Origin of the sequence: Brevibacillus sp. DP1.3A (assembly GCF_013284245.2) — a bacterium.
Lineage (GTDB): Bacteria > Bacillota > Bacilli > Brevibacillales > Brevibacillaceae > Brevibacillus.
In genome coordinates, this window is record NZ_CP085876.1 from 4,874,746 (window position 1) to 4,897,688 (window position 22,943).

Here is a 22,943-nt window from a genome sequence, read left to right on the forward strand (position 1 = left end):
CGAAAATGACTATTTGGACCCAGTTAGGGTAATTCCCTCGACAAAATGCTTCTGCAAGAATATAAAGACGATGATCATCGGCCAAATGGCAAGAACGGAGCCCGCCATCAAAATCGGGTAATTCGTCAAATTGGTGTGCTCGCCCGTCAAGTACGCCAAACCAGCGGAGAGCGGCATTTTATCAGGCGTGCTGTTGACGATCAGCGGCCACATTAGGTCGTTCCAAGACCACAACGCTACGAAAATGGCGAGTGCGATCAAGCCGGGCCTCGCCAGCGGCAACATAATTCTCCAGTAAATCTGAAAATGGTTGCAGCCATCGAGCTTCGCCGCCTCTTCCAGTTCTTTTGGCAGCGACATGAAAAACTGACGCAGAAGAAACGTTCCAAATGCACTAAACAATCCTGGTACAATCAATGCTGTTAACGTGTTCAGCCAGCCAAGCTCTTTCATGATCATAAATTGCGGAAGCAGAAACACCTGACCTGGCACCATCAAAACGGTCAAGAACAAGATGAACAAGGCGTTTCGCCCTGGAAATTCAATTCGCGCGAATGCGTATGCCGCAAGCGAGCAAAGGAATACTTGCCCGACTACCTTCGCCGCGGTTGTGATCACGGTATTCCAATAAAAGTCCAAGAAGGGCAGCATCTCAAAAATATGGGTGTAATTCTCCCATTGATACTTGGTCGGCAAAATGACTGGAGGCACCTGTGTCGATTCGCCTAGTGACTTGAGAGAAGTGAGGACCATCCAGACGAATGGCGCAATCATCACGAGAGCACCTGCAATCAACAGCAGATGAATCAACAACTTCTTGCCCATTTTGTTCCGACTCGTATAAACACTCATTCCATATCCCTCCCGTCTGTTCAGCTTTGATTAATCATAGTGAACCCATTTTTTCTGTAACTTCATTTGAATAGCAGTGACGATCAGGATCATCACCAGAAGCACGACAGCAACTGCGGCCGCATAGCCACCGTTCCCTGATTCAAATCCATTCGTAAAGAACAAGTACGCCATCGTCTGCGTTTGCTCAGTCGCCGGATTGCCCATTTTGCTTCCGAGCATCAGATAAATCAGGTCAAATACTTGAAAAGCCCCAATCAAGGAAGTGATACTGACGAAAAAGATCGATGGAGTCAACAGCGGCAACGTAATCTTGAAAAACATACGAACCGGTCCCGCTCCGTCAATTTCTGCTGCTTCGTAATAGCTTCTCGGGATCCCTTGCAATCCGGCCAGAAAAATCACCATGTTGTATCCGATGGAGCTCCAAACGGCAACGATAATCACCGCATACAAAGCAATGGCGGGATCAGATATCCAGCGTGGGCCCTCAATGCCTACCAAGCCCAGCAAATAATTGATCAGACCGTAGTCAGCGTTGTACAACCATCTCCACACCATCGCCACCGCTGCCGCCATCGTCACAACGGGCAGGAAGTACAGGGTGCGATAAATCGTAATACCCTTAATTTTCTGATTAAGCAGCACAGCGATAAAAATGGAGATAGCGATACCGACAGGAACTGCGATCACTGTATAAATTAGCGTGTTTTTCAGCGCGATCCACAAGTAAGGGTCCTTGAACAACAACTCGTAATTATGTAAGCCAGCCCACTTGTACTTGCCGAATCCTCCCCATTTGGTAAAGCTCAAATAAATGGTTTGTACGATCGGCCATAAGTAGAAGACACCCAACCCGATCAGTGTGGGAGCAATCATGAGATACGCCCAGAACCAATCACTTCTCTTCATGCGATTCAACGATTTTTTCGTTTTTGGCTGGACGGCGGCGTGCATTTCAGGCTGCAACTGGCTGCTCATCGCATTCATTCCCTCCTTACATAAGCTTTTCAAAAAAGGATGGCCTCGTCCATGATGCGAAGCCATCCATCATGGAGCTTTTATTCTTGGCTAAGCATTTCGTTCATTTTTTGTGCGAGCTCTTTGGAAGCATCCTCTACGCTCATTTGACCAGCCCAAGCCTTGGTCATGAGCTCTGTTTCCAGCTTGGCCCATTTTGCTGTGTCCTTCGAGATCGGATATGGTTTTGCTGCAGCTGCCTGATCAATAAAAATTTTCAGATTAAAGTTCGGCATGGATTGTACCCATGTATCCTGTGTTCCGTTAAATGCCGGAATCGCAGCACCCGATTTTGCCAGGATTTCTGCCCCTTCTTTCGAACCCAAAAATTTCACGAATTCCCATGCTTCCTTCGGATGTTTGGTATTAGCCGAAATCACGTTGCCCAGGCCGTGAATGACGCTTGTGTTCTCTTTCCCTTTTGGAAGATACGTCACGTCCACTTTGTCCTTTGTATACTCATTCTTATTAAAAGCAGATGCCATCCATGATCCGTTGTACATCATCGCGATCTTGCCTGATTCAAACAGCTGTGTTGCCTCTGTTTCGGACAATTGTGCTGCTGTTGGGGATGATTTTTCGTTGATCAGGTCTGTCCAAAACTTGAGGCCTTCGATCGTTTCCGGTTTGTCATAGCCGGACGTTTTCTTGTCTTCCGAAATGATATAGCCACCGCTTTGATAGATCGTGTTATAGAAGCCGTCTTGTCCATAAGGAGGTGCTGCAATTCCCCAAACGCCTTTTTTCTCATCAGTCAATTGCTTTGCTGCTTCCTTCAGCTTGTTCCAATCCCAGGTTTCGTCTGGATACGATACTTTTGCGTCGTCAAACAGTTTCTTGTTGTACCAAAGGCCAATGGTGTCGAAGTCTTTCGGTAGCGCGTAGTTTTGTCCATCGTAGGTGTAGAGATCAACGAGAGCTTTCGGATAATTGTTCAGATCGATGCCATCTGCCTTAATTTGATCTGTAAGCGGCAAGAGCATGTCATTCGCTGCGTATTTAATAATACGTGGACCATTAATCCAAAAAATGTCTGGCAAGGTGCCACCCGTTGCGGCTGCCTCCATCTTTGTCCAGTATTGCTTGTTAGGCGTTAGCTCGATTTTGATGTCCACGTTCGGATTCTTTTCGTTAAACTTTTTCGCGATTTCCTCCATCGCAGGCAATTGGTTTTTGTCCCACAGAGCATATGTGAGCGTTACCTTTTCGCCTGAAGCAGCACTGTCAGTCGTTCCAGCTGGTGCGGAGCTCTGTCCGCCGCCCGAACATCCTGCCACTGCTACCAAGAGAGCAGCCATTGCAATCGAAACCAACTTCTTCATCAGAAATCCCTCCTCGATTTACGTTCTCCTCTTTTACCCCCAAAACATTGCCAAACACGACACGCTTCCCTTTTCGACTCGCCCCCTTTCAACGATTTTTGATGGATGAAAACTTTCTTTTTCCAATGACCAAATAAAGTATGCAAAAAAGATGTTACAAGCTGAAGTGAAAAACCTCTTGTAACAAAACAGCAGCAGCAGCCTTGACCTCGAAATCAGCTCCCAATACAGTTGGACGGAATTCCAGCCCTTCGACCATCGTCCCCATCGCTTGAGCCATCACTTGTTTTTGGATGCGATCAAACAATACTTGATTGTCTCGGATCATTTCTCCACCCAGAATGATTAGGCTCGGGTTGAACAAATTCACCAGATTCACAATGCCGATCGACAAGTACGAAGCGATTTCGTCGACGATGTCTTGGCATACTTGATCCCCTTGATGCAGTGCTTGGCGAAAGACATCAAATGTGATTCTTGTCATATCTCCGTCAGCCAAATCCATGACGAGCGTTTCTTTTCCGCGTGTAACGGCGGACAATATGCCTGAGTAAATGGCTGGCCACGCCACGTAGTTTTCCAAACAGCCGACGTTGCCGCAGTCACAGCGCATCCCACTTCGATCGACTGTCGTATGCCCGAATTCACCTGCTCCACCTCGGCTTCCGCGGAAGATGGAACCGTTTACAACGAGACCCGAACCAACCCCTTCTCCTACGGTAACAAACAGGAGATTGTCAGCATTCAGTCCACCACCGAAGTTTTTTTCTGCCAGGGCGATTGCATTGGCATCATTGTCGAGCCATGTGTTTAGCCCAAAACGTTCTTCTGCCATGTCCTTTAACGGAACATCATGCAAGCGCAGCTTGGAGTTGAAGCGGATGACCCCACTCGCTGCATCGACAATCCCTGGTGCGATGATGGAAATGCCTAGACAACGACTAACATCATCCACTGACTGGAGAAAGTCCTCAATCGAATCCAGCACATACTGGATGATCAGGTCACTCACTAGACCAGCTTTTACCGGATAGATTTTCTTTTGCTTTGTAGCCGCTTCCAAATTCATTTCAGCAATCGTAATCGCTGTATTCGTAATAGAGACGCCAATCAAAAACTTCCCGTCTGGACAGAAGCGAACCATAATAGGCTTACGGCCACCCTTTGACTCACCTGTCCCATCTTCTGCAACCATGCCGTCACGGATCAGCTCATTGACTGCCGAGGTGACTGTAGTTGGACTGATGCCCTGCTTTTTGGCGATATCACTTCGCGAGATGGGCCCAAACTGGCGAATAGTGTCGAGTATAATAAAGCGATTGAGCTCTTGGATTAGTTTCAGATCTCCAGTTCTGCGCATCGTATTCGTTCATCCTTTGTTTTTCCAATGACTTTATAAAGTGATCATACTGAAATTTGTATTTTGTGTCAATTTCGTTTTTTCTTAGATTTCAATCAATTTTTTCTGATTGAATATTCCATATATATTCGCCAACAATCAAGCTGATATACTATATCGCCTTGGGTGCCTATCTCACCTTGGATTCTAATAGCTCTGGAGACTTTATCGGAGGCTACGATGAAACGAAAACCATTCCACTAAAGAATGGCCCCGCCAAGTTCGGTTACAACGGCCCATTAGCCACTCTTATCTGGAAAAACCGCTCCACCCACTATGAACTAACGTACCATTACTATTATGAGGACGATGTGGAAGCCAAGCTGGTGGAGATTGCCTTCTTCGGATCAGTCATTACTCCATCGACCTTTTCATTGAGATCGATCCCCATGACTTTCCCATTGCTACCGTTGATCGAGATATGCGTCAGCCAATCCTCTACAGGAATCCCTTGCTTTTGCATTACAAAATGGAAGGCGTATTGATTTGTACTTTCATCATATTCTCCGGGCTGAAGTAGCAGCAGCTCACCCGTACCGGCAGGAGCGATCTCTGCTAATTCATTTATGGCCAATTGCAAAGCCTGCTCTTGCGTCAATTTTTTAGTAGCGGTCTTTGACACACGAGTATCGATGACATGATAGTTCACAATTGAACCTGTCTCCGGTTCGATTAGCATGCTCCCAATCCATCCGTCGTCCGTTCTCCACGAATAATTAGTACGTCCCTCCCCTTTCTTTGTTTTCCAGAAATAATTGATAATCACGGGTTTTCACCAGTTAATTCTTCAAAAAAGACATCCCCTTTTGCAAAATCATAACCCCTTTTTCTACCAGTTTGTTTATTTCAGGTGTCATTTGCTCTACTTTTATTTTTTCCAGCGTGTTCTCCCTTGCCATTGCACCACTAGAAGATGACATCGCAATACTTGCAGCCATCAGGAGGAACACAGCGTGCGTAACTTTTTTCATCATTTCTCTTCCTCTCGTCTGTTCATATTTGCTTTCTCGCATTCATTATTCGAACCTCAATCTGTTTTGTTTCAATTATCCCGAAACATTTACATAAAAAAACATTCCTCCGATGAATCGAAGGAACGCTGTGCCTGCCTTGGTAAGAAGTCGGAATACTCCCCTTTGCTTTTCATTTAAGTCCCCAACTGGGCCTTATGGCTTGGCTTATTTCTTATGTATGTTAAAATTTACAAAAAAGGGAAATGGGGCGTTAGTATGAGTGAGCAGCCCTTTTGGTTTAAAGCGACTGCAACTGTTGTTGTTGTCATTGGAATTTTAGCACTACTGACAAGTGTCGCTTTCTTTCAGCTATTAGCATTGGTAGGCCTTGTCGTTATCTGTTCCTCGAAAGGCGTATTGGAATGGAAAAAAAACAGAGACTGGTCTGTTATTATTTTTGGACTGGTTGCATTACAAATCGTTATTGTTATCAACGCATTCTATCACTTTTTTACATAAGCCACTTTGTTAATTCGACATGAGTGGAAAATATTTCTTGATTACTATAATGAACATTAATATAATAATAGTGAATTTGGAATTTTAAGGAGGGGCTTCTATGAATACTGCAATTGCGATTCTTACTTTTATTGGAGATCTTATTCCATTAGTCCTCCAACTGTTAAAAGCCTTTGCTTAATTTCCAAACGAACAAATAGGGGCTGTTCCTCCGTCATTTATGACTAGAGGGACAGCCCCTTCCTTACTTATTGGGTATCTGCATTTCCTTCTGTTTCTGGCGTTTCTTCTGTTCCTTCCGTTCCTTCGGTTTCCTCCAAAATCTCCTCATCTACATAACCATCGACTCCTTCTACTGCCGCTTGCTGTTGAACTTGCCAGAGAGCCGCTACATTTGATGGCTCCCACCCTACGAGAGAAGTGTGTGGTTGCAGACATTTGTATACCTTGCCTTGATAGCTAACCAGGTCACCAGGCACGTAGCTTACATTTGGCGCCCATGCTGGAGTTCCCGGATTTGCAGCATCTGTCACGCCTACGACCTCGATGCTTTTCTGAGAAGAATTACCTGCTGCATCCTTCGCTACCACCGAGAAGGTATAAGACGTGTTAGGCGTGAGTCCTGTGACAGTTGCAGTCGTAGTCGTTACATCCGCTGCTAATGCTGTCCCGTTGTAAACCTCGTAATTCGTCACCGCAATATTGTCTGTAGAAGCAGCCCAGCTCAGGCTGATACTCGTGCCTGTTTTCCCTGTTACGACTAGATTAGTAGGTGTGCTTGGAGGTTGATTGTCTGGCTGAATCGTATCCGTCGTAACCGTTACCTCATTGCTTGCTACTGAGGAATTACCCGCTGCATCTTTCGCCTTCACCGTGAATTGGTACGTAGTGCCAGCTGTAAGCCCGCTAATCGTCGTAGTTGTACCGGTTACCGTTTTCGCAAGCTGAGTGCCATTGTATACTTCATAGCCAGTAACCCCTACATTGTCGGTAGCAGCTCCCCAACTCAGGCTAACACTTGTAGCGGTTTTTGCAGTCGCTTGGAGAGTGGCTGGAGCTGTCGGCGGTACGTTGTCGACTGGAGCTGTCCCGCCCAGAAGATCGCCATTCACTTTGTCCAGTAGAACCTTGTTACGGTCCCCGCTAAATTCCCAGAACATTGCGCCTGCCAATCCTTTGGATGTAATATAAGAGGTTTTGTGTCCGATCGAAGTCACATCGTCATAGCTAATATATGTTTTCGAAGCCGTGTTGAAGAGGTAAGGCACTTTTGCCGCGTCATTCCAGTGGCGTGTGAAGCCATTTTTGTTTACATAATTATTTTGGATATCCGTGAAGTCAAGCATGCCAGGTTCCCACGTTCCTACTGAAGGCCCAGTGCAATTTTGATATTCTCCATTGTTAGCCGTTCCGCAACCCGACCAGCCCCTTCCGTAAAACGGAAGTCCGAGAACGAGCTTGCTGGCAGGAACACCGTCACGAAGATGACCCTCTACAGCTGTTTGGATATTATAGGTTTGAGCATTTGGCAAACCAGCTGCTCCTGCTGCTGGATCATAGGCCAACGGCGCGTTATGTCCAGTCTGCTTTTGGAAGGCTCCATAGAAGTCGTAGGTCATAATATTGATCCAATCCACAACCCTGGCAATATTTCCAAGCTCTGTATTTGCTGCATAGCTAGGGCTGGCACCAGAGGCAATCGTCAAATAGTACTGTTTGCCATCCGTTACCTCAGCCGCATCGAGTTTGTTTCTGACAGCCTGTAGCAACAACGTATAATTTTGCTTATCTTCTGGACGTTTGCTGTTTCCAGGCAAGCCTCCTTCAACTGGGTACTCCCAATCGAGATCGACCCCATCCATCTGATATTTCCGGATAAAATCTACCGAAGATTGTGCAAATACTTCCCGTGCAGCCGGATCTGCCGCTACATCAGAGAAGCGATTGGACCACGTCCAGCCCCCGATCGATATCAATGTCTTCAATTGAGGGTTTTTTTGCTTCAATTTTGCCAATTGATTCAAATTTCCGCGGATCGGCTGATCCCACGTATCTCCTGGAAAGGATTTTTGCACATCAATCCATGGATCTCCGAGAACAACCGTACCATTTGGGGCATTAATATTGCCTACTTCATTCTGGCAAGCCCACGTTTGTGGATTGGGCCCCGTTGGATCTGGGTTGCCGTGTCTGCCATTCCAGCAAATATCCGCAAATGCGTAGTTAATATGCGTTACTTTATTGGGATCGATATCCGTTACATTGTAGTTTCGTCCATAAGCCCCCCATGAGGGATAGTAGCCAATAATTTTGTAATTGGATACCGCTGTCTCCTCCGCTTGATTTTCCTCTACTTGCGCCGCCTGTGCCGCCATTGGCAATACGGAGGTGACAAGCAGGGCACCTACCATTAGCACATTCCTAACACATTTACTGAATTTCATAGTATCCCTCTCGATCTTCATGGATTTTGTTACAAATCCATCTTATTACGACTTATATCACGATATGCTAATGTATTTACATAAATGGTAATAAAAGGGTAATTCGATGCAAAAGAACATAAAAAAACCCTTCCCTCCGACCAAGGGAAGAAAAGGGAGGATGGGTGGACTGTGTTCAAATCTCTCGTTCACCAAGTCGAACGAGAGATTTGACACCTAATTTTTGCATGGCATCGCTACGTTTTTACTACTTCTACATACCTAAGATTTAACTGTTCCACACTACTCGTTTCCAAAAACGAGCTTTTACTTAATAATATCTTACAATATGTAGTTATCTGCTTTCTTTATGATCTCGTAATGCTACACTTTCACTAAAGAAGTGTTCATTCAGAAGGGATCGCCTTTCTCTCCCTAAAACGTCCAAGGTTCACTTCGCCTTATGATTTTATTTTCTCAAAAAAGATTATCCTAAATAAATTACAGTGATAAAACCTTTTCACAATTATCGGATTCAACTCAAGCATAGATAAATCCGATAATAATGATACATATCACCAATTTTTACTAGTTAGCTAGTGTTAAGAGTTAATATCCTTACATTTTTCGTTTGAAAGGAATGGCACTGGGTTGGGATCGCTTAATTGGATTAAAAGTAAGTACATAAAAGTTATATCTTTCATTGAACAACATAGAGACAAAATACCTTTCAGCAAATTCATACTCTTATACTTGAGAATCCCCATTACTTTGAGAGTACTTGTAGCTCTCGCCTTTTTAGGTATAACTCATGAAATAATATATATTATTGGTTTTATTATCTTACAAAGTAAAGGGAAAAATGAGGTACTTTCCTTAATAACTGCTTTTCAGAATCCAATAAACTTTAATAACGAACTATATTATTATTACTCATTCGTATATTTGTTTATGACCTTAATAGCTATTATTCCTTTTGGTCTAGCCTTGTTTTATGGAACAATTATGTTACAGAAAATTAGATCCAAAAAACTATATTTCAGTTTTGCATTATTATTTTTGGGTGTACTATTGCTCTTATCGTTTTCATTATTACATACTGCATCTTTGCTATCTTATTACTTATTTTACTCTTCAAAATACTCCTCCTTTTGGGAAGTGGCAATTAATCACATTTTTTATGCAAAAGAAATACAATGGAATACCTCTGCAATCGATTTAGATTCTTTTCAACAAGAAGTTTTTATCTCATTACAATCTGGAAATATGGCTGCGGTACTTTTAATATACCTATTTTTTGTTTTTAGAAAGAAATTAAAACAATCGGAAAAAAAGCATAAAAATACATTAAAAGCAGTTCTTTGTGAATCAAAAATTTTATTACATAATTATTCAAAGTGGGATTTTCTGAAATCGAATGCGTTCATTCTACATACTAGAATAATGAGATCCATTTCCTATATTTCCTACATCATTTTACTTGTAATATTCTCTTTTACTATAATTCTTATATTTGTATCACATACAGCTCATCAATTCGGAGGATTCGGTAAGAATCTTGCACAATTTGATACAGATTTAGTATTAGTGAGCTATACACTGAATGGTGAAATAAAAAAGGTAGAAGGAATTCGAGTTTTTCAAGATAAAAATTACATTGTGGTAAGAGACAGCAAAAACCAAATTCATTACATTTTTACAGACCAAATTCATATTAGGAATAGACAATAATATTGCTCTATAAAAAAATTCAACGTGGGTCAAACTACTAGTACATTTTAAGTATCGTTGACTCCTAAAAAATTCTTCCTTACATATTAATCCGTATAAAGAATGCTCAATTTACTGAAAATCTTCAATTTCTCCTTTTTTCCCCGTAGCAAATACATCAATATATTTTAACGTTTCTTCCAATATCTCCCTTGCCACCAAGGGAAGAAAAGAAACGCTAAGTTAACTGATTTCAAATTTCTTTTTCGCAAAGTCGAAACTAGATTTATTATCAAAAATTCCCCTCCGTGTAGAGGGGAATAGTTATTATATACCTATGACATTTCTCATTATTTCTAATCGACGTACTCTTTTGCTTCTAGATTGTGTTCCGGATTTTTAGCCATTAATTTTAACCCGATGTATTCTTGCAGATGATTTCCTTTACTGCAGTTTGATCATTTTTCTGTGAGGTAAATCGTAAATTATATATTTTTTTAACTTCTAGTTTAATAAATATAAAAAAAATCCTCCCAAGGGAAGAAAAGAAAGGCTAGGTGGACTGAGTTCAAATCTCTAGACTACTGCCTGAGATCGACATTTGACACCTGACCTGATTTTTGCATGACATTACTAATGTGATTGCGCACAGTCTTTTCGCTGATGAAAAGTTGTCCGGCAATCTCTTTGGATGTCTTATCTTGGACCAAGAGTTCAAACACTTCTCTTTCCCGATTCGTTAACAACGACTCGGTTTGGTCGCTACCCTTCAATAGTAAAAACAGAGATTCACTTCATTTAACTTCACATAACCTCAACAAACCAAAAACCATTGGTATTGCCAGTCTATTTGACGGTAGAGTAACTAACCCTTCACTTCTATCCACCTACTCAAACTTCCCTTAACTCCTTTTTTAGCATCAAAATTAGCTATTGTTAAGACCCTACTCATATCCGTTCAATATCTTCAATGCCCTTTCCAAGCAGCTCGAAATGACCTACATTGCGGTATATGTTTAATAAGAACCTTAATTAAGGAGATATTTAATTGGTTACAAAAGACAAACTCAGCCTCATACTCGCTGCACTCGCCGATCCGACGCGCCGAAATATCCTGACCAGGCTATCACAGGGGGCCTCGACAGTCGGGGAGGTCTCCGAACTTTTCGAGATAACCGCACCCGCAATCTCTCAGCACCTAAAAGTGCTGGAGCGAGCAAGGCTGATCAAACGCACACCGAAAGCCTAATGGCGGACCTTGACGATGCGCACCGAGCCTCTCGATGAGGTATCGGCCTGGGTCGTGAAGCACCGCCGCGAGTGGAACCAGCGTTTCGATGCACTGGAAGAACATCTCAAAACCATGACCCTAAAGGAGGAACAATGAACATGTCCACATTCGCACCGAGATGATCTTCCACCTGCGCAGATTCGCCGGTCACCCCGGCGATAAGTACATGTACGACGGCTGGTCCGCTGCACTCGACAATCTGACGACGGACCTGCACGACCAGAAACAGTAAAGGCGAGCAAGAACTATTTTGGGCAGAGTTTCAAGTTGCACCACTATTGCACAACAAGAACAGTAAATCCGTTGAAGGGGAAACAATCGCAAGTTGCCACGATAGTTCTATCAACTGTCGGCAATATAGACGGCCCTCATCTTGATAAAGGTGGGGGCTATTTAACGCTTTCGCCGAAATCGCATCACAACTGCCATGAAGAGGTTGTTTGAACCCATGTCTTTACTTTCTCGTTTCTTCGTACCAGCACACCCATTCCTTCCCAAGTGATGGAAAAGTAAGGCAGTGATTTCATCTGATCTAATTGCTCATCATACCAGTTACCTAGCTTGGTTGATTTCCATCCCAGCGTCTCTGCCACTTTCGCATCGAGCTCACGTCCCGCTTTCATCCTGTCCCCCTCCCGCGTTTTTGGTTTTATGAGATTCCTAAAAAACAACTCTACAAAAATTTTAGTATTCGCATTTTTGTAACAATTCCTTCCATACATCCAAAGGAAAACTATTGATAGTCAAGAAATTCATATTGAATTGGAAATAAATTACAAATTAAGGAGTTGTTTTTTTATGAAGCGCACTTTGTCTTGCCTATCTGCTACATTACTTTTAGCTAGTATGTTGGCTACACCATCGTATGCTGAGTCAAATAAGACGACTGCCACCTCTCATTCTCCAAAGTCAAGTCAGTCAATTCAAGCAAAAGCAATAGATCCACATCTATTGAATGGTTTTCGGGTGAAAGAAACTAACAGTGCAACTGTATATTTGGTCATGGATGGTAAAAAAAGAGGCATTGTTAGTGCCGAAGTTTATTTTAAATTATTCAATAATTGGGATGGTATTAGGGAATATCCGTCTCTTAGCAGTATTCCCGATGGGCCAGTCATTGGTGAAAATGCTCAACTGATAAAGTTCCAAAGCAGTGCAACTGTCTACCTTTTGGATGAAGAAAATGGAAGAGTCGTTAAGCGCGGCATCACAAGCGCATCTGTTTTTAACAAATACAATTTTGATTGGAATAAAATTATTGTACTTGCTGACTCTCTAAAGAATGCATTTCCCGACGGTTCCCTACTAGACAAATAAATTGTTTTAACAAAGCTTGATAATAGACACACCTCTTACATTGCGTTAAGAGGTGTGTTGACGTTTCTTACGTTTTTCCTCTTCTCACAAGTAATATTAACTTGTTTATTGATAAGTTTCATTATCGGCTTAGTATTCATTTTTAAGTTTAATAAAAATAAGCCAATGCTTCTTGTTGCAACCTTTTTGACAGTCGCAGTTAGTAGTTTAATTGGACTGGGATTACAAAAGGCTGTCCTGGAAAGAAATACGAATATGTAATGTTTTGTTAAATATAAATTCCCCTTGGTTCACGAACGAAGAAACTACCCCCTCTTGCACCATGCGATCAATAAGGCGCGCTGCATAAATGTAACCGCATCTCAGCTTCCGTTGTAACATGCTCGTAGCGCACTGCTTGGTTTCCTTCACAATCTGTACCGCCTCTTGATACCGTTCTTCAAAATCTGAATACAAGTTACCGTTCATGTCTGATTCCTCCATTTACAAATCGTGTGGTTTGTAAAAAAACTGAATGGAGTTGTAACAAATTACCATTATCTTCGTCCTTAAAGTGTAAGCAGGATCAGTATTTGAATCGGAGGTAATTCATTTTGAACAAAAAACTTTTTAAATCTGGAAACTTAGTAGTTGTTCTGCCTCTCTTATTTGCACTTTTAATTCCTGCAAGTTCCTTACTTGACCCATCACCAGCCCAAAGAAATGAATTTGGATGGAACTTACAAGCCGGTTCTGCCAATGGAATTGTAGCCAAAACTCCAATTGATGTAGCGAGCAATTTGTTTTACAATGATAGGCCATTACGGAATGCACTTGTAAAAGTGACTTACTTTGACAATAACCAAAATGTGAGCATTGTAATGCAACCCTATGAGGATGGATATGAAGGGACTGTTTTCTTCCAAGAATCGGGAAAATATACCCTTCAATTTTCTGTAGAGAAAGGAAATATTATAGGCTCAGAAGATTGGGAAATTGATGTAAAAGAGTAATAATCAATTTCATTTCTTACACTTCTCATCGAGAAGTGTTTTTTCACTTTTAATAATTACCGATTTGTTAAGTGCAGCTACTCTGCCGCCTTCATACCTGCATTGCAGATCGCATCGCATTCTGTTTTACCTTCAACGTCGATTGCGAAGTAACTGTGTCCGTCATAACCCGCGTGGCACTCCCAGACATCAGCCAAATCGTTGTAGAGGATGCCCGCGTTCTTGTACGATTCTTTTAGCTTTGTGAGGATTTGCCACGCATCGGATAAGTTGTGGAGTGGGTCCCAGTCTTTTTCCTTTGTTTTAAGCAAGCCTTACAGCTCTCCTGCATGCCTGCCAAGATCCCATCCCATTACCTTCATTCCCAGCGTTTCAACGATCTGTTGCTCAGTCATGCTGATTCCTCCTTTTTGACCGGAAAGAAACCGCCATTCTCGTTCCTTGCAAAGACAACTCCTGGTACCACCGCGTCATTACTACAATTCTTGTAGCAGCACTTTCCCATCGTTCTTTCCTCCCTAACTAATTAGTAAAGAAACCTCATGTCCACTTACGAATCTAGTCAAAATACCAAAAATCAAAAATTGTAGTGATGCCCTTGTCCCCTCCAACACCTCCTGCATATTTTGGTACAAGGAGGTGATATCTCTCATGGCAACACAGCCGATTACAATCGGGGCAAATAGCATTTGCACGGATCGGAGACCGATTTTTCCTAATTGTTGAAGTGGAAGCAAAGGCGCCTGGTGTTGAAATTGACCCCGTTTTTGCGGTTCGTACAACGCCCCAACAGGCGAGGGCACTCATTAATGCAGGTGTAATGCGTACTATTATTCAGAACACACGACCGCGAGCCCGCCCAGGATTGAGTGTTGAATTTAAAGGTGTACTGTTCGCTAATGGTCGGTTTTTCTCAGTCTTTGACGTTGAAAACTCAACAGATACTTCAGTACTTGTTAGAATCAGCCGTCAACGAGCGCAAAGGCTTATCCGCAATGGAGCACGGAGAATTAAAGTTATTAGAAGACCTTTCTAACCATTTCACTAAGAGACTGTTAACCTGCACAAGATTAAACCTATCTTGCTGCAGGTTTTTTTGATGGAGTTGAATGGAATGAAACAATATCGTTTGTTACATTACTCTTGAGATGATTTCGTTGAGCGAAGCAACACTCTTCCAAACCATTAGTGATTGTCGAGAAAAAGCTCAACAACTTCTAGCTAAAGGTAAACCGAAAAATTGGATTATAGGCGTACTTTTCATTCTCATTTGGATTCTCCTTGGATTTTGGATATGTTGGTACCTCTACAAATTGCTAATTTCTTGATTGACGGCTTTCACTTTCCTCCCTGAGCATTTTGTAACCATCCGCTATATGCCGGGCAGCGAGAAGATTGTCTGCTGCCCCACTTGACTGGCGTTCCTTCCGTTGCCACTCACTCAGCAAATCCTCATATAGCTCATTTGCATATCCGGAGAGCAGCACTGGGCCGGGATGATCATTTAAAGCCTTCAACAAATCAGAATGATCATCATCCGTCATCTCATTCCCATAAATCTCTCCGTTCCTTGTACCCAAAATGTAAGGTGGATCAGCATAAATCAGGACATCTTCCGTCGATACCTCCCGATGATCTGGAGTGCTGGCCTATTCTCAATTTAGATCTCCTTCAGGCGTTCAGCCACTAAACTAATTTTGTTCGGCAATTCATTCCACTGCTTTACTCGATAAGAATCATCTGCAGTACCACGGCATTTTCACCCCAGTTATTGATCCCGTCTTTACCCGAATCGCCTGCCTTTACTTCACCTTCTAGGGCGAAATTTCGCCATGTAATTCCCCCAAGAATTTAAAGTGCCAATTGGATTAAGGAAACTAATTGCAATAGATTAAGAGCAGCTTTATGATGATAAAAAACAGAAGTGTCCATTTCATGTATTTCATACCATTTACTGATGAGTTAATCTCAGAGGCTGGGCAACTATTGTCCAAACGTCATAAACTAGATCGTGAAATCCTTTCGGTACTACCAATTGAATGTGAAGATGAAAATTATGCAACGACTGCTGTTAAAACGATATGGTCAAAACCAAACAGTAGCGGAGTCGCAGCAATTGAAGATGGTAAATTAATTGGTTACCTAATTGGACAAAAGATTGAAAATCCTCTTCGGGATCGACATGTCTGGATCAATTTGGAGGGTCATGCAATTTCTCACAATACCTCCGTTGAATTATATAGAGATCTTTATTCAGAGGCTTCTCAACGATGGGTAGATGAGGGATATTTCAGTCATTTTGCACTAATTCCAGCCAGTCAACCGGAATTACTTCATTCTTGGTTCCGTTTAGGATTTGGCTTTGAACAAATACATGCATTACTCTCCTTACATGATCGGGAATCTCCCTTTCCCTTGAGCATTCCAGATGTTGAAATTCGCTTGGCATCCCCAGAAGATCGTAGTTTGGTAGAGGATATTGCAAATATTATTAGAACTCATCAAAATAAGGCACCCGTTTTTAGTTATTCTTTACGTGATGACCCTCAGGAATTACGTAAAGGTTATGCAGGTCTCCTTGATGATCATGATGTCGATTTCTGGATCGCCTTAAAAGATGGAAAAATTGTTTCTTTCCAAGGATATTTCCCCTTAGATAAAAGTAATGTAAATTTGAATGTACCGGATCGTTGTGTTGAATTAGGGGTTGCTGGTACTCTAGATCAATATCGCGGGCAAGGTATCAATTATGCACTTACACTACATGGACTTGCCCATGTGAAGAAAAAAGGATATGCCTACTGCATGACAGATTGGAGAGAAACGAATTTACAATCTTCACGTTATTGGCCTCGTCAAGGCTTCCATCCTGTTTCTTACAGAGTTTCTCGCCTTATTGATAGCAGAATAACCTCGGTGAAAGAGTAGTTCCAAATCCCCGTCCTCTCTGATATTTTGAAATACTGTATTCAAATAATCGTTTCACGAATCCGTCTAATTTTTACAAATTTACTTCTAAGCTGATCTACAATAGATCAGCTTGTTTTCATTTATGAAATGACACTTAATGGTGGGTGTTGGTAACTTTATTACTGTTATGTCAAATTACTTCCAGAATAAATATTCAAATAACGGCATAAATTTGGGAATACCTTATAACTTCGTAAGCAGGTGATTATTTTGCCAACCCTTTTATTTGCACAGAATGATAATATTCCAGTGCCCATTGCGACTGAAACGACACTTGTTTCTCTATCACCGATAACAACACGTGTTGGTCAGCAAATTAAATTTGATTCTATGGCTCATCTAGTCGTTAATGTGGACGTACAACCTGATTACCTTATTCGTATATTCTTTGGTTTAAAAAGAGTAACTGGTACAACATCCACTGTAATTGCGAGTTACTCAAATTGGCACAGTCAAACTAACTCCCCTGAATCCCCTTCCGAAATTGGAACGAAATATGAAATGCTTCCTCTTACTATTACTTGGGTTGATACTCCTTCTCCAGGCACTCATATTTACAGCATTTTTCTTCATATTGGAGTGGTTAATAATGTGTACGAAATGTTCGTTCCTATTACTTCGTTAAATGCTATTACCTTCCCATGAAACTTACTAATTACACAATTTGTTAAACTACTGACTTTTCAAGAGCTTATAAACTATTACCAATACATCACGACTCACGACTGGTGTCCTTCTATACCTGTTTTTCACGCTATTTTCGATTCGGCAGAACACTCGTCCAGTCAAAAGGTAAAATTTGTTAATATGTTATCTTAGAACGTTATCAGGAGGTGATATCTCTTGAGCAAGAAAAATTCTAACTCTAAGGGATTCAAGAAAGTAAATGGTCGATTAGTTCAATTTCCAGATCAATATCCGCGTTGTTTCCCTTTTTGCATACCTGAAGGGTGCTATTGGATTTGCTCATATCACACAATGGGACCATACAGACGATGAGAGAAGGACTAAGTAAGCTAATTCCCTCTGTTGATGAATGGACTTAGCAGAAGCCATTGTTAATCGAATAGTGCAGCTGGACCATAAATAAAAACCTATCGCCCACCTCCGCCCCTTACCAATAATGGAAGGGGTATTTCTTTATTACAATGAGCATTACTGTAGTGCTTAGTTATATATGAGTTCGAAAATAAAGAACTACATGCTATACGCGAAAGTTCTTTCTTATATATATTTTTACATACTTGTGTGAGAATGGGGTCACCTCACGAAACGGAAATTATCGTACGCTACGAGTCACTGACTGGGCGTAACGGCCTGAACTTGCCTGGTGCCACCTGGTTGCTCTGGTGCCATGTGTAGTCGCCAGTCAGGTTGATGTGTTCCCATCCGAGTGTTGATAGGTGTTCTAATAGGTTGTCATCAATCGACCGACCGCGCGGGCTAGTGCATTCTTGGCTTCACCTTTGTTCAAGCCAACCTGTACCCGACGGCGTAACTCAACGTTTTGCAGCCAGTCCAGTGTGAAAAGCGTACGCTCGATACGTCCTAATTCCCGCAGCGTCATAGCTAGCTCGTTCTGACGTGGATAACTGCCCAACTTTCTAAGCATCAGAGAAGCGGTGACGGTACCCTGTTTAATCGACGCTGCTAGGCGAAGAATATCGTCCCATTGTGTACGAATGTGTTTTACGTTGATGCCGCCACCGATCAGGCTTGCCAGCGTTGGGAATGCTTTTATGTCGCCGACCACATATAGATTTTTGTCTTTGAGGTCGCGGATGCCTGGAGCAAAACGGAAGCCCAATAGTTGCATCAGGCCAAAAACATGATCAGTAAAGCCTGCTGTGTCGGTGTAGTGCTCTTCAATGTGCAAATCCGACTCGTGATACAACAGACCGTCCAGTACATGGGTCGCATCGCGTTCAGCGGCGTTGATGACTTTGGTGTGAAATGGCGAATACTGATCCTGATATATGTGTGTAAAATGTGACACCGGGCTCCTTGCCATATTTCGCGTTGAAGTGACCGACGGCTTGGCCTATGCCACCAGCCCGGAACCACTGACCGTCTGATGATGAAGTCGTACCGTCTCCCCACCAAGTGCTAAAGGTCTGTTGGGACTGCGCATTGACCACTTCGGCCAGTTTTCTTAATTCTCAAGAATGCTTGCCAACCGTGGATTTGTATGCAACGAAAGGAACAAGATATTGATCTTATATTACACTACTGTTATATTACATATATGAAATATAAATCATGAGGAGTCTCTCCATGAATCAACTTTCGAATGTAGAATTTATGCTGTTGCAAATTATCGCGGAATGTAATCAAGTGTCGGGTTACGACATCAATAAGTTAATCGATCAGCGCGGCTACCGGGAATGGGCGAATATCGGCACGACTTCGATATATACAGGACTGAAGAAATTGAACGATAAAGGATTGATCGAGTCAGAGGGTTCCAGTGAGAAATCCGGTAAGGGACCTATGCCGATACGATTTATCATGATGGAAGCCGGTATGGACTTGCTAAGAAATGAAATCATTGTCAGCCTGTCTTCTTCGCGAGAACGCGACCCCCGGTTCGACCTTGGGTTGGCTGCTTTGCCTTTTGTCAAGAAGGGTGAAGCCATTGAAGCATTGCGGCAACGGCTGGATTTTCTTAAGGAGACTTCGAAACAGATCGGGCGAAAGTCCGAATCGCAAGGAGGCGTTCAATTGCCGTTGCATGTAAGAGCGCTTTTCCTTCATGCTATGAGCCTTATTGAGTGCGAACGGTCATTCGTCGTTCATCTAATCAACGAATTATTGGAGGAGATGAAATAACATGGCTACAATCATTGAAGGTTTCGTTCCTTATCAGGGCGAACATTGCGAGACGACGACGATGGGGAATTTGCTTCAATTTGCGGGTGTCCAGCTTTCAGAACCCATGTTATTCGGACTCGGACAAGGATTGGGATTCATTTATTGGGATTCGAAGGGGCTGGACTTTCCTTTTATCGGAGGAAGAGTGAAGCCGGATGAATTGTCTGCTTGCTTAGCCACGCGACTCAACTTGACCGTCAGGATACAAGAAACTTCGTCCGTTGACAAAGCTTGGCAGAACGTACAGAGCTTCATCGAACACGGCAGTCCGGTTGGACTTAAACTGGACTCTTATTATTTGGATTATTTCACAAACAAAGTGCACTTTGCCGCCCACTATGCGGTGATCTATGGGATGGATGACGAATACGCCTACATGGCGGATACGAAACAGCAGGGCGGACTGGTTAAGACGCGTTTGGATCATTTGGCCATGGCCCGCAATGCCAAGGGGTCGATGAGCTCCCGAAATCGTTCCTTCACGATTGAGTCGGTTGTTGCCCTTCCGCCGCTTGTACCTGCTATTCGTGCGTCCTTAACCCAGAATGCGAATGACTATTTGAATCCACCCATTCGAAATATCGGGAATAAAGGCATTATGAAAATGAGCAGCGAAATTTTGAAGTGGCCTGAGCGCAGCAAAAATTTTGAGCATGATCTATGTTTAACTGCGTTGCTAATGGAAAGAGCGGGAACCGGCGGTGCATTGTTTCGCAACCTGTATCGCGATTTTCTCAAAGAATGCACAGAACTGCTTGGAGACCCAAAATTAGAGCAGGCATCATTGATGTTCGCGGAAATCGCTCCAATGTGGGCCAGCGTTTCTTCTTTGATCAACCATGCAGGAAGAACGGGAAGCTACCAGGAGCTAAACCAGGTTTCTAAGCTTTTGCTCGAGATTGCGGATAAAGAACGAGCAGCTATGGAATTATTGGTGTAATTCCTAAGCTAGCATAAGGTCGGCTTATTTGAATTAAGCTTAACGTACGTTTTACGCGATTTGTTGTTGATACTCCTTATAGCAATTTCGAGAACCGGGTTACCTTGTGAGGTCCGGTTTTTTTTCATGCAAAGCATTACTTAGCGTACGATTTTTTCCGTTTCGTGAGCAGGCCCGAGAATTTCTATTTTGATATATTGCTATAATTACCACGCGGGATGTGTCGCAGCAATTTCTCACGAAATGGCTAATTGAGAGAGGTATTTCAAGCCCGTCCACCCCTCCGTCAAGGTCATTGATCGTTTCAAGTGCGGATGATACCCGCTCTCTCCCCTCATTTATCAAACGTGTGCTGTGTTAAAACGACCAGGTAACCAATATTCCCCAATTGCGTATTTAAACGTGAAAGGAGTGAATTTTGCATGATCGAATTTACATCAATTATTTTGATAACATTGCCCTTCCTTGGATGGTGTTTAATCGTACGTTCAAAGTCCCTGCGTAAAAGATGGATATATGTGCTGATCACTTCTATTATTTATTGGGGGGTTGTCGCATTAATTAACTATCTTGACCCTACGCCCCCTCACTATGAGTAACAACTAACTACGACATTAAAATTCCCACAATTACCGATTTGTTAAGCACCAACCTCCAGCCTCCCATTGCCTTCTCTGCTTCTTTCTTTGTCCGCCCCCTCATGTTCGCCATTTACGCAAATGAACATAAAAAAACCCTCCCTTCCGACCAAGGGAAGAAAAGGGAGGCTGGGTGGACTGGGTTCAAATCTCTAGTTCACCAAGTCGAACGAGTTCGACTACTGCCTGAGATCGACCTTTGACACCTAATTTTTGCATGACGTTACTAATGTGATTGCGCACAGTCTTTTCGCTGATGAAGAGTTGTCCGGCAATCTCTTTGGTTGTCTTATCTTGGACCAAGAGTTCAAACACTTCTCTTTCGCGATTCGTTAACAACGGCTTGGTTTGGTCGCTACCCTTCAATCGTGCCACCCCTCCTTGTGGGCTCTACAGGAACAAGGTTGAGGGATTACAGAGTCACCTTATCCTATGATGGGGGGTGGGTGATGGTGCCGGAATTTCAAGGATTTTAGGCTTTTGCCTTACATCCTATTCAGAAAATGGGCAATGGGTTCCGAACACCGCTGAGAAACCTCTTCGACATCCGCCGTGAATTTTCCGTTCGAGACGACGATGGCCCCCAGTTGTCCCCCGTTCAGATCGCGACGAGTTCGCCTCGCCTGATGAGATTGCCATCGGAACCCAAGGCCAACACCGCCCCCGACACTCCAGTCTATTCACCCGACACATATACTGCTCCCTACAATTCGACCATTATTTTTAACCGGATCAACCAAAGATGCCCTTGATTCGTAAAAATCAAGGGCACCACACCCTAAATAAAAGGGGTACGATTATACGTTTGCTCGAACTTATCACGCAAACCTTTGGCTAACAAGCTAAACGATCCAATGGCGATCATGAATGCCCCCAGTGGTACGAGAAAAATCCACGTATAGTTACTGTAAATAAAGCCTCGATAAGACCCAAGCAGCCCTGCCCATTCGTGTGTAATGGAATGATACAGAATCGGGTCAAAGGTCATTTTCGTACCACCTACAAACAGGTCAAATATGCCGAGAAGCCCCATCAAGGTCATGACAGCGATCATTTCTGTCACCAAGATGATAATGAGCTGTTCCTTCAAATGCGGCAAGATGTGGCGAAAGACGATTTGATTCCGGCCAGCTCCCAGTGCAACAGCAGCCAAAACGTATTGTGATTCTTTAATTTGTTCGGCCTTTTGTCGCACAGAAGAGGCTACAGAAGGTGTTCCAAGGACAGAGACGAGCCCAATGAAAAGCAGCACGAGCGTGAACGTCGGCAGCTCCGAATTCACATTGATTCCTCGCAAAAGAAAATACACGGGGATAAACACAGGCATATAGCTCCATGCATTTTCAATCGCCATCCACCAACGCTGCTCTTTATCTTGGATGCCGATGTAGAGTCCAATCCATGTACCAAGTAACACGCGAATAAATGCGATCGCAAGGGTAATAAAAACAGTGTATGGCGCTCCATGGAGCAAGAGGGTCAGTAAATCATACCCCCATTTGTCCGTGCCGAGTAAATGTTCCTCTGACGGCGGGAAGGGCGGAGAGACCATGACTTGTTTACCGTTCACAATCTCCTGACGCATCTTCGCTTGATATTCCAGATCATAGGGAGCCATGTAAGGCCCCACCACAGCGATCACGATCAGAAGGAACACGAAAATACTGCCTAGCCATAAAGAAAAATGGATTCGTTTTTTCATCAAAAAACCTCACTTATCCCTCAT

General features: G+C 43.0%; 23 protein-coding genes and 1 pseudogene. 9 read left to right on the forward strand and 15 right to left on the reverse strand.

The genetic code is table 11. The annotated features are described in order from the left end of the window. Positions 1 to 9: 9 nt before the first annotated feature. From HP399_RS22290 to HP399_RS22315, 6 genes are all read right to left on the reverse strand, one after another. Entirely contained in the window at positions 10 to 852 is an 843-nt protein-coding gene (locus HP399_RS22290; RefSeq protein WP_173619037.1) for a carbohydrate ABC transporter permease, read from the reverse strand. 30 nt (positions 853 to 882) lie between these two features. Then, positions 883 to 1,842, reverse strand: a complete 960-nt coding sequence (locus tag HP399_RS22295) for a carbohydrate ABC transporter permease (RefSeq protein WP_082195893.1) — start codon at positions 1,840 to 1,842, stop codon at positions 883 to 885. Positions 1,843 to 1,913: 71 nt separating this feature from the next. Beyond that, a complete protein-coding gene (locus tag HP399_RS22300; protein ID WP_173619038.1) occupies positions 1,914 to 3,194 on the reverse strand; it encodes an ABC transporter substrate-binding protein in 1,281 nt (426 codons plus the stop codon). 154 nt (positions 3,195 to 3,348) lie between these two features. Beyond that, positions 3,349 to 4,554, reverse strand: a complete 1,206-nt coding sequence (locus HP399_RS22305; RefSeq protein WP_173619039.1) for an ROK family transcriptional regulator — start codon at positions 4,552 to 4,554, stop codon at positions 3,349 to 3,351. A gap of 337 nt (positions 4,555 to 4,891) precedes the next feature. Beyond that, complete coding sequence (locus tag HP399_RS22310) at positions 4,892 to 5,359, reverse strand: YcdB/YcdC domain-containing protein (protein ID WP_370642539.1); 468 nt, start codon at positions 5,357 to 5,359, stop codon at positions 4,892 to 4,894. A 13-nt stretch (positions 5,360 to 5,372) separates the two neighbouring features. Further along, positions 5,373 to 5,567 carry a hypothetical protein gene (locus tag HP399_RS22315; protein ID WP_173619041.1) on the reverse strand — a complete coding sequence of 65 codons (195 nt, stop codon included), beginning with the start codon at positions 5,565 to 5,567 and terminating at the stop codon, positions 5,373 to 5,375. 255 nt (positions 5,568 to 5,822) lie between these two features. Between HP399_RS22315 and HP399_RS22320 the strand changes: the two genes are divergently transcribed. Next, positions 5,823 to 6,065, forward strand: coding sequence for a hypothetical protein (locus HP399_RS22320; protein WP_173619042.1), 243 nt, complete (start codon positions 5,823 to 5,825; stop codon positions 6,063 to 6,065). A 248-nt stretch (positions 6,066 to 6,313) separates the two neighbouring features. Here HP399_RS22320 and HP399_RS22325 read toward each other — a convergent pair whose 3' ends face one another. Next, complete coding sequence (locus tag HP399_RS22325; RefSeq protein WP_173619043.1) at positions 6,314 to 8,530, reverse strand: glycosyl hydrolase family 18 protein; 2,217 nt, start codon at positions 8,528 to 8,530, stop codon at positions 6,314 to 6,316. Positions 8,531 to 9,259: 729 nt separating this feature from the next. Between HP399_RS22325 and HP399_RS22330 the strand changes: the two genes are divergently transcribed. Next, entirely contained in the window at positions 9,260 to 10,219 is a 960-nt protein-coding gene (locus HP399_RS22330) for a hypothetical protein (protein WP_173619044.1), read from the forward strand. 560 nt (positions 10,220 to 10,779) lie between these two features. Here the strand turns inward: HP399_RS22330 and HP399_RS22335 are convergent. Beyond that, positions 10,780 to 10,971 (reverse strand): helix-turn-helix domain-containing protein, encoded by a 192-nt coding sequence (locus HP399_RS22335; RefSeq protein WP_370642540.1) that lies wholly within the window; start codon positions 10,969 to 10,971, stop codon positions 10,780 to 10,782. Between the two features lie 275 nt (positions 10,972 to 11,246). Here HP399_RS22335 and HP399_RS31205 point away from each other — a divergent pair, with 275 nt between their 5' ends. Then, positions 11,247 to 11,447, forward strand: coding sequence for an ArsR/SmtB family transcription factor (locus tag HP399_RS31205; RefSeq protein WP_217367679.1), 201 nt, complete (start codon positions 11,247 to 11,249; stop codon positions 11,445 to 11,447). 458 nt (positions 11,448 to 11,905) lie between these two features. Here HP399_RS31205 and HP399_RS22340 read toward each other — a convergent pair whose 3' ends face one another. Then, complete coding sequence (locus tag HP399_RS22340; RefSeq protein WP_173619045.1) at positions 11,906 to 12,112, reverse strand: hypothetical protein; 207 nt, start codon at positions 12,110 to 12,112, stop codon at positions 11,906 to 11,908. A gap of 175 nt (positions 12,113 to 12,287) precedes the next feature. Here HP399_RS22340 and HP399_RS22345 point away from each other — a divergent pair, with 175 nt between their 5' ends. Then, positions 12,288 to 12,806 (forward strand): hypothetical protein, encoded by a 519-nt coding sequence (locus tag HP399_RS22345; protein WP_173619046.1) that lies wholly within the window; start codon positions 12,288 to 12,290, stop codon positions 12,804 to 12,806. 222 nt (positions 12,807 to 13,028) lie between these two features. Here the strand turns inward: HP399_RS22345 and HP399_RS22350 are convergent, their stop codons facing one another. Then, on the reverse strand, positions 13,029 to 13,274 hold the full coding sequence (locus tag HP399_RS22350) for a DNA translocase FtsK (RefSeq protein ID WP_173619047.1): 246 nt from the start codon (positions 13,272 to 13,274) through the stop codon (positions 13,029 to 13,031). A gap of 125 nt (positions 13,275 to 13,399) precedes the next feature. Here HP399_RS22350 and HP399_RS22355 point away from each other — a divergent pair, with 125 nt between their 5' ends. Then, positions 13,400 to 13,798: a hypothetical protein gene (locus tag HP399_RS22355; RefSeq protein WP_173619048.1), complete on the forward strand. Its 399-nt coding sequence runs from the start codon at positions 13,400 to 13,402 to the stop codon at positions 13,796 to 13,798. 77 nt (positions 13,799 to 13,875) lie between these two features. On the opposite strand, the gene HP399_RS22360 is transcribed toward HP399_RS22355, so the two are convergent. Further along, a complete protein-coding gene (locus HP399_RS22360) occupies positions 13,876 to 14,109 on the reverse strand; it encodes a BC1872 family protein (RefSeq protein ID WP_173619049.1) in 234 nt (77 codons plus the stop codon). A 1,005-nt stretch (positions 14,110 to 15,114) separates the two neighbouring features. Then, positions 15,115 to 15,378 carry a hypothetical protein gene (locus HP399_RS22365; protein ID WP_370642542.1) on the reverse strand — a complete coding sequence of 88 codons (264 nt, stop codon included), beginning with the start codon at positions 15,376 to 15,378 and terminating at the stop codon, positions 15,115 to 15,117. Between the two features lie 355 nt (positions 15,379 to 15,733). Here HP399_RS22365 and HP399_RS22370 point away from each other — a divergent pair, with 355 nt between their 5' ends. Continuing rightward, on the forward strand, positions 15,734 to 16,726 hold the full coding sequence (locus HP399_RS22370) for a GNAT family N-acetyltransferase (RefSeq protein WP_173619050.1): 993 nt from the start codon (positions 15,734 to 15,736) through the stop codon (positions 16,724 to 16,726). A 252-nt stretch (positions 16,727 to 16,978) separates the two neighbouring features. Continuing rightward, positions 16,979 to 17,413, forward strand: a complete 435-nt coding sequence (locus HP399_RS22375; RefSeq protein ID WP_173619051.1) for a hypothetical protein — start codon at positions 16,979 to 16,981, stop codon at positions 17,411 to 17,413. A 644-nt stretch (positions 17,414 to 18,057) separates the two neighbouring features. Here the strand turns inward: HP399_RS22375 and HP399_RS22380 are convergent. Continuing rightward, positions 18,058 to 18,915 (reverse strand): annotated as a pseudogene (locus HP399_RS22380) (Tn3 family transposase); the annotation flags it as partial. A gap of 127 nt (positions 18,916 to 19,042) precedes the next feature. Here HP399_RS22380 and HP399_RS22385 point away from each other — a divergent pair. Together HP399_RS22385 and HP399_RS22390 are read left to right on the forward strand one after the other, a co-directional pair. After that, complete coding sequence (locus HP399_RS22385; protein ID WP_173619052.1) at positions 19,043 to 19,597, forward strand: PadR family transcriptional regulator; 555 nt, start codon at positions 19,043 to 19,045, stop codon at positions 19,595 to 19,597. 1 nt (position 19,598) lies between these two features. Further along, positions 19,599 to 20,579: a BtrH N-terminal domain-containing protein gene (locus HP399_RS22390; protein ID WP_173619053.1), complete on the forward strand. Its 981-nt coding sequence runs from the start codon at positions 19,599 to 19,601 to the stop codon at positions 20,577 to 20,579. Positions 20,580 to 21,361: 782 nt separating this feature from the next. Here HP399_RS22390 and HP399_RS22395 read toward each other — a convergent pair. Together HP399_RS22395 and HP399_RS22400 are read right to left on the reverse strand one after the other, a co-directional pair. Then, the gene (locus tag HP399_RS22395) at positions 21,362 to 21,583 is read right to left on the reverse strand and encodes a helix-turn-helix domain-containing protein (protein WP_003387736.1); all 222 of its coding nucleotides are present in this window, start codon (positions 21,581 to 21,583) and stop codon (positions 21,362 to 21,364) included. 412 nt (positions 21,584 to 21,995) lie between these two features. Further along, positions 21,996 to 22,919: an ABC transporter permease gene (locus HP399_RS22400; RefSeq protein ID WP_173619054.1), complete on the reverse strand. Its 924-nt coding sequence runs from the start codon at positions 22,917 to 22,919 to the stop codon at positions 21,996 to 21,998. Positions 22,920 to 22,943: the final 24 nt, after the last annotated feature.

Coding starts and splice junctions, on each gene's coding strand:
- HP399_RS22320 (WP_173619042.1), top strand. CDS start 5,823: ATGAGTGAGCAGCCCTTTTGGTTTAAAGCGACTGCAACTGTTGTTGTT.
- HP399_RS22340 (WP_173619045.1), bottom strand. CDS start 12,112: ATGAAAGCGGGACGTGAGCTCGATGCGAAAGTGGCAGAGACGCTGGGA.
- HP399_RS22305 (WP_173619039.1), bottom strand. CDS start 4,554: ATGCGCAGAACTGGAGATCTGAAACTAATCCAAGAGCTCAATCGCTTT.
- HP399_RS22345 (WP_173619046.1), top strand. CDS start 12,288: ATGAAGCGCACTTTGTCTTGCCTATCTGCTACATTACTTTTAGCTAGT.
- HP399_RS22325 (WP_173619043.1), bottom strand. CDS start 8,530: ATGAAGATCGAGAGGGATACTATGAAATTCAGTAAATGTGTTAGGAAT.
- HP399_RS22400 (WP_173619054.1), bottom strand. CDS start 22,919: ATGAAAAAACGAATCCATTTTTCTTTATGGCTAGGCAGTATTTTCGTG.
- HP399_RS22350 (WP_173619047.1), bottom strand. CDS start 13,274: ATGAACGGTAACTTGTATTCAGATTTTGAAGAACGGTATCAAGAGGCG.
- HP399_RS22300 (WP_173619038.1), bottom strand. CDS start 3,194: ATGAAGAAGTTGGTTTCGATTGCAATGGCTGCTCTCTTGGTAGCAGTG.
- HP399_RS22290 (WP_173619037.1), bottom strand. CDS start 852: ATGAGTGTTTATACGAGTCGGAACAAAATGGGCAAGAAGTTGTTGATT.
- HP399_RS22315 (WP_173619041.1), bottom strand. CDS start 5,567: ATGATGAAAAAAGTTACGCACGCTGTGTTCCTCCTGATGGCTGCAAGT.
- HP399_RS22370 (WP_173619050.1), top strand. CDS start 15,734: ATGTATTTCATACCATTTACTGATGAGTTAATCTCAGAGGCTGGGCAA.
- HP399_RS22385 (WP_173619052.1), top strand. CDS start 19,043: ATGAATCAACTTTCGAATGTAGAATTTATGCTGTTGCAAATTATCGCG.
- HP399_RS22390 (WP_173619053.1), top strand. CDS start 19,599: ATGGCTACAATCATTGAAGGTTTCGTTCCTTATCAGGGCGAACATTGC.
- HP399_RS22295 (WP_082195893.1), bottom strand. CDS start 1,842: ATGAATGCGATGAGCAGCCAGTTGCAGCCTGAAATGCACGCCGCCGTC.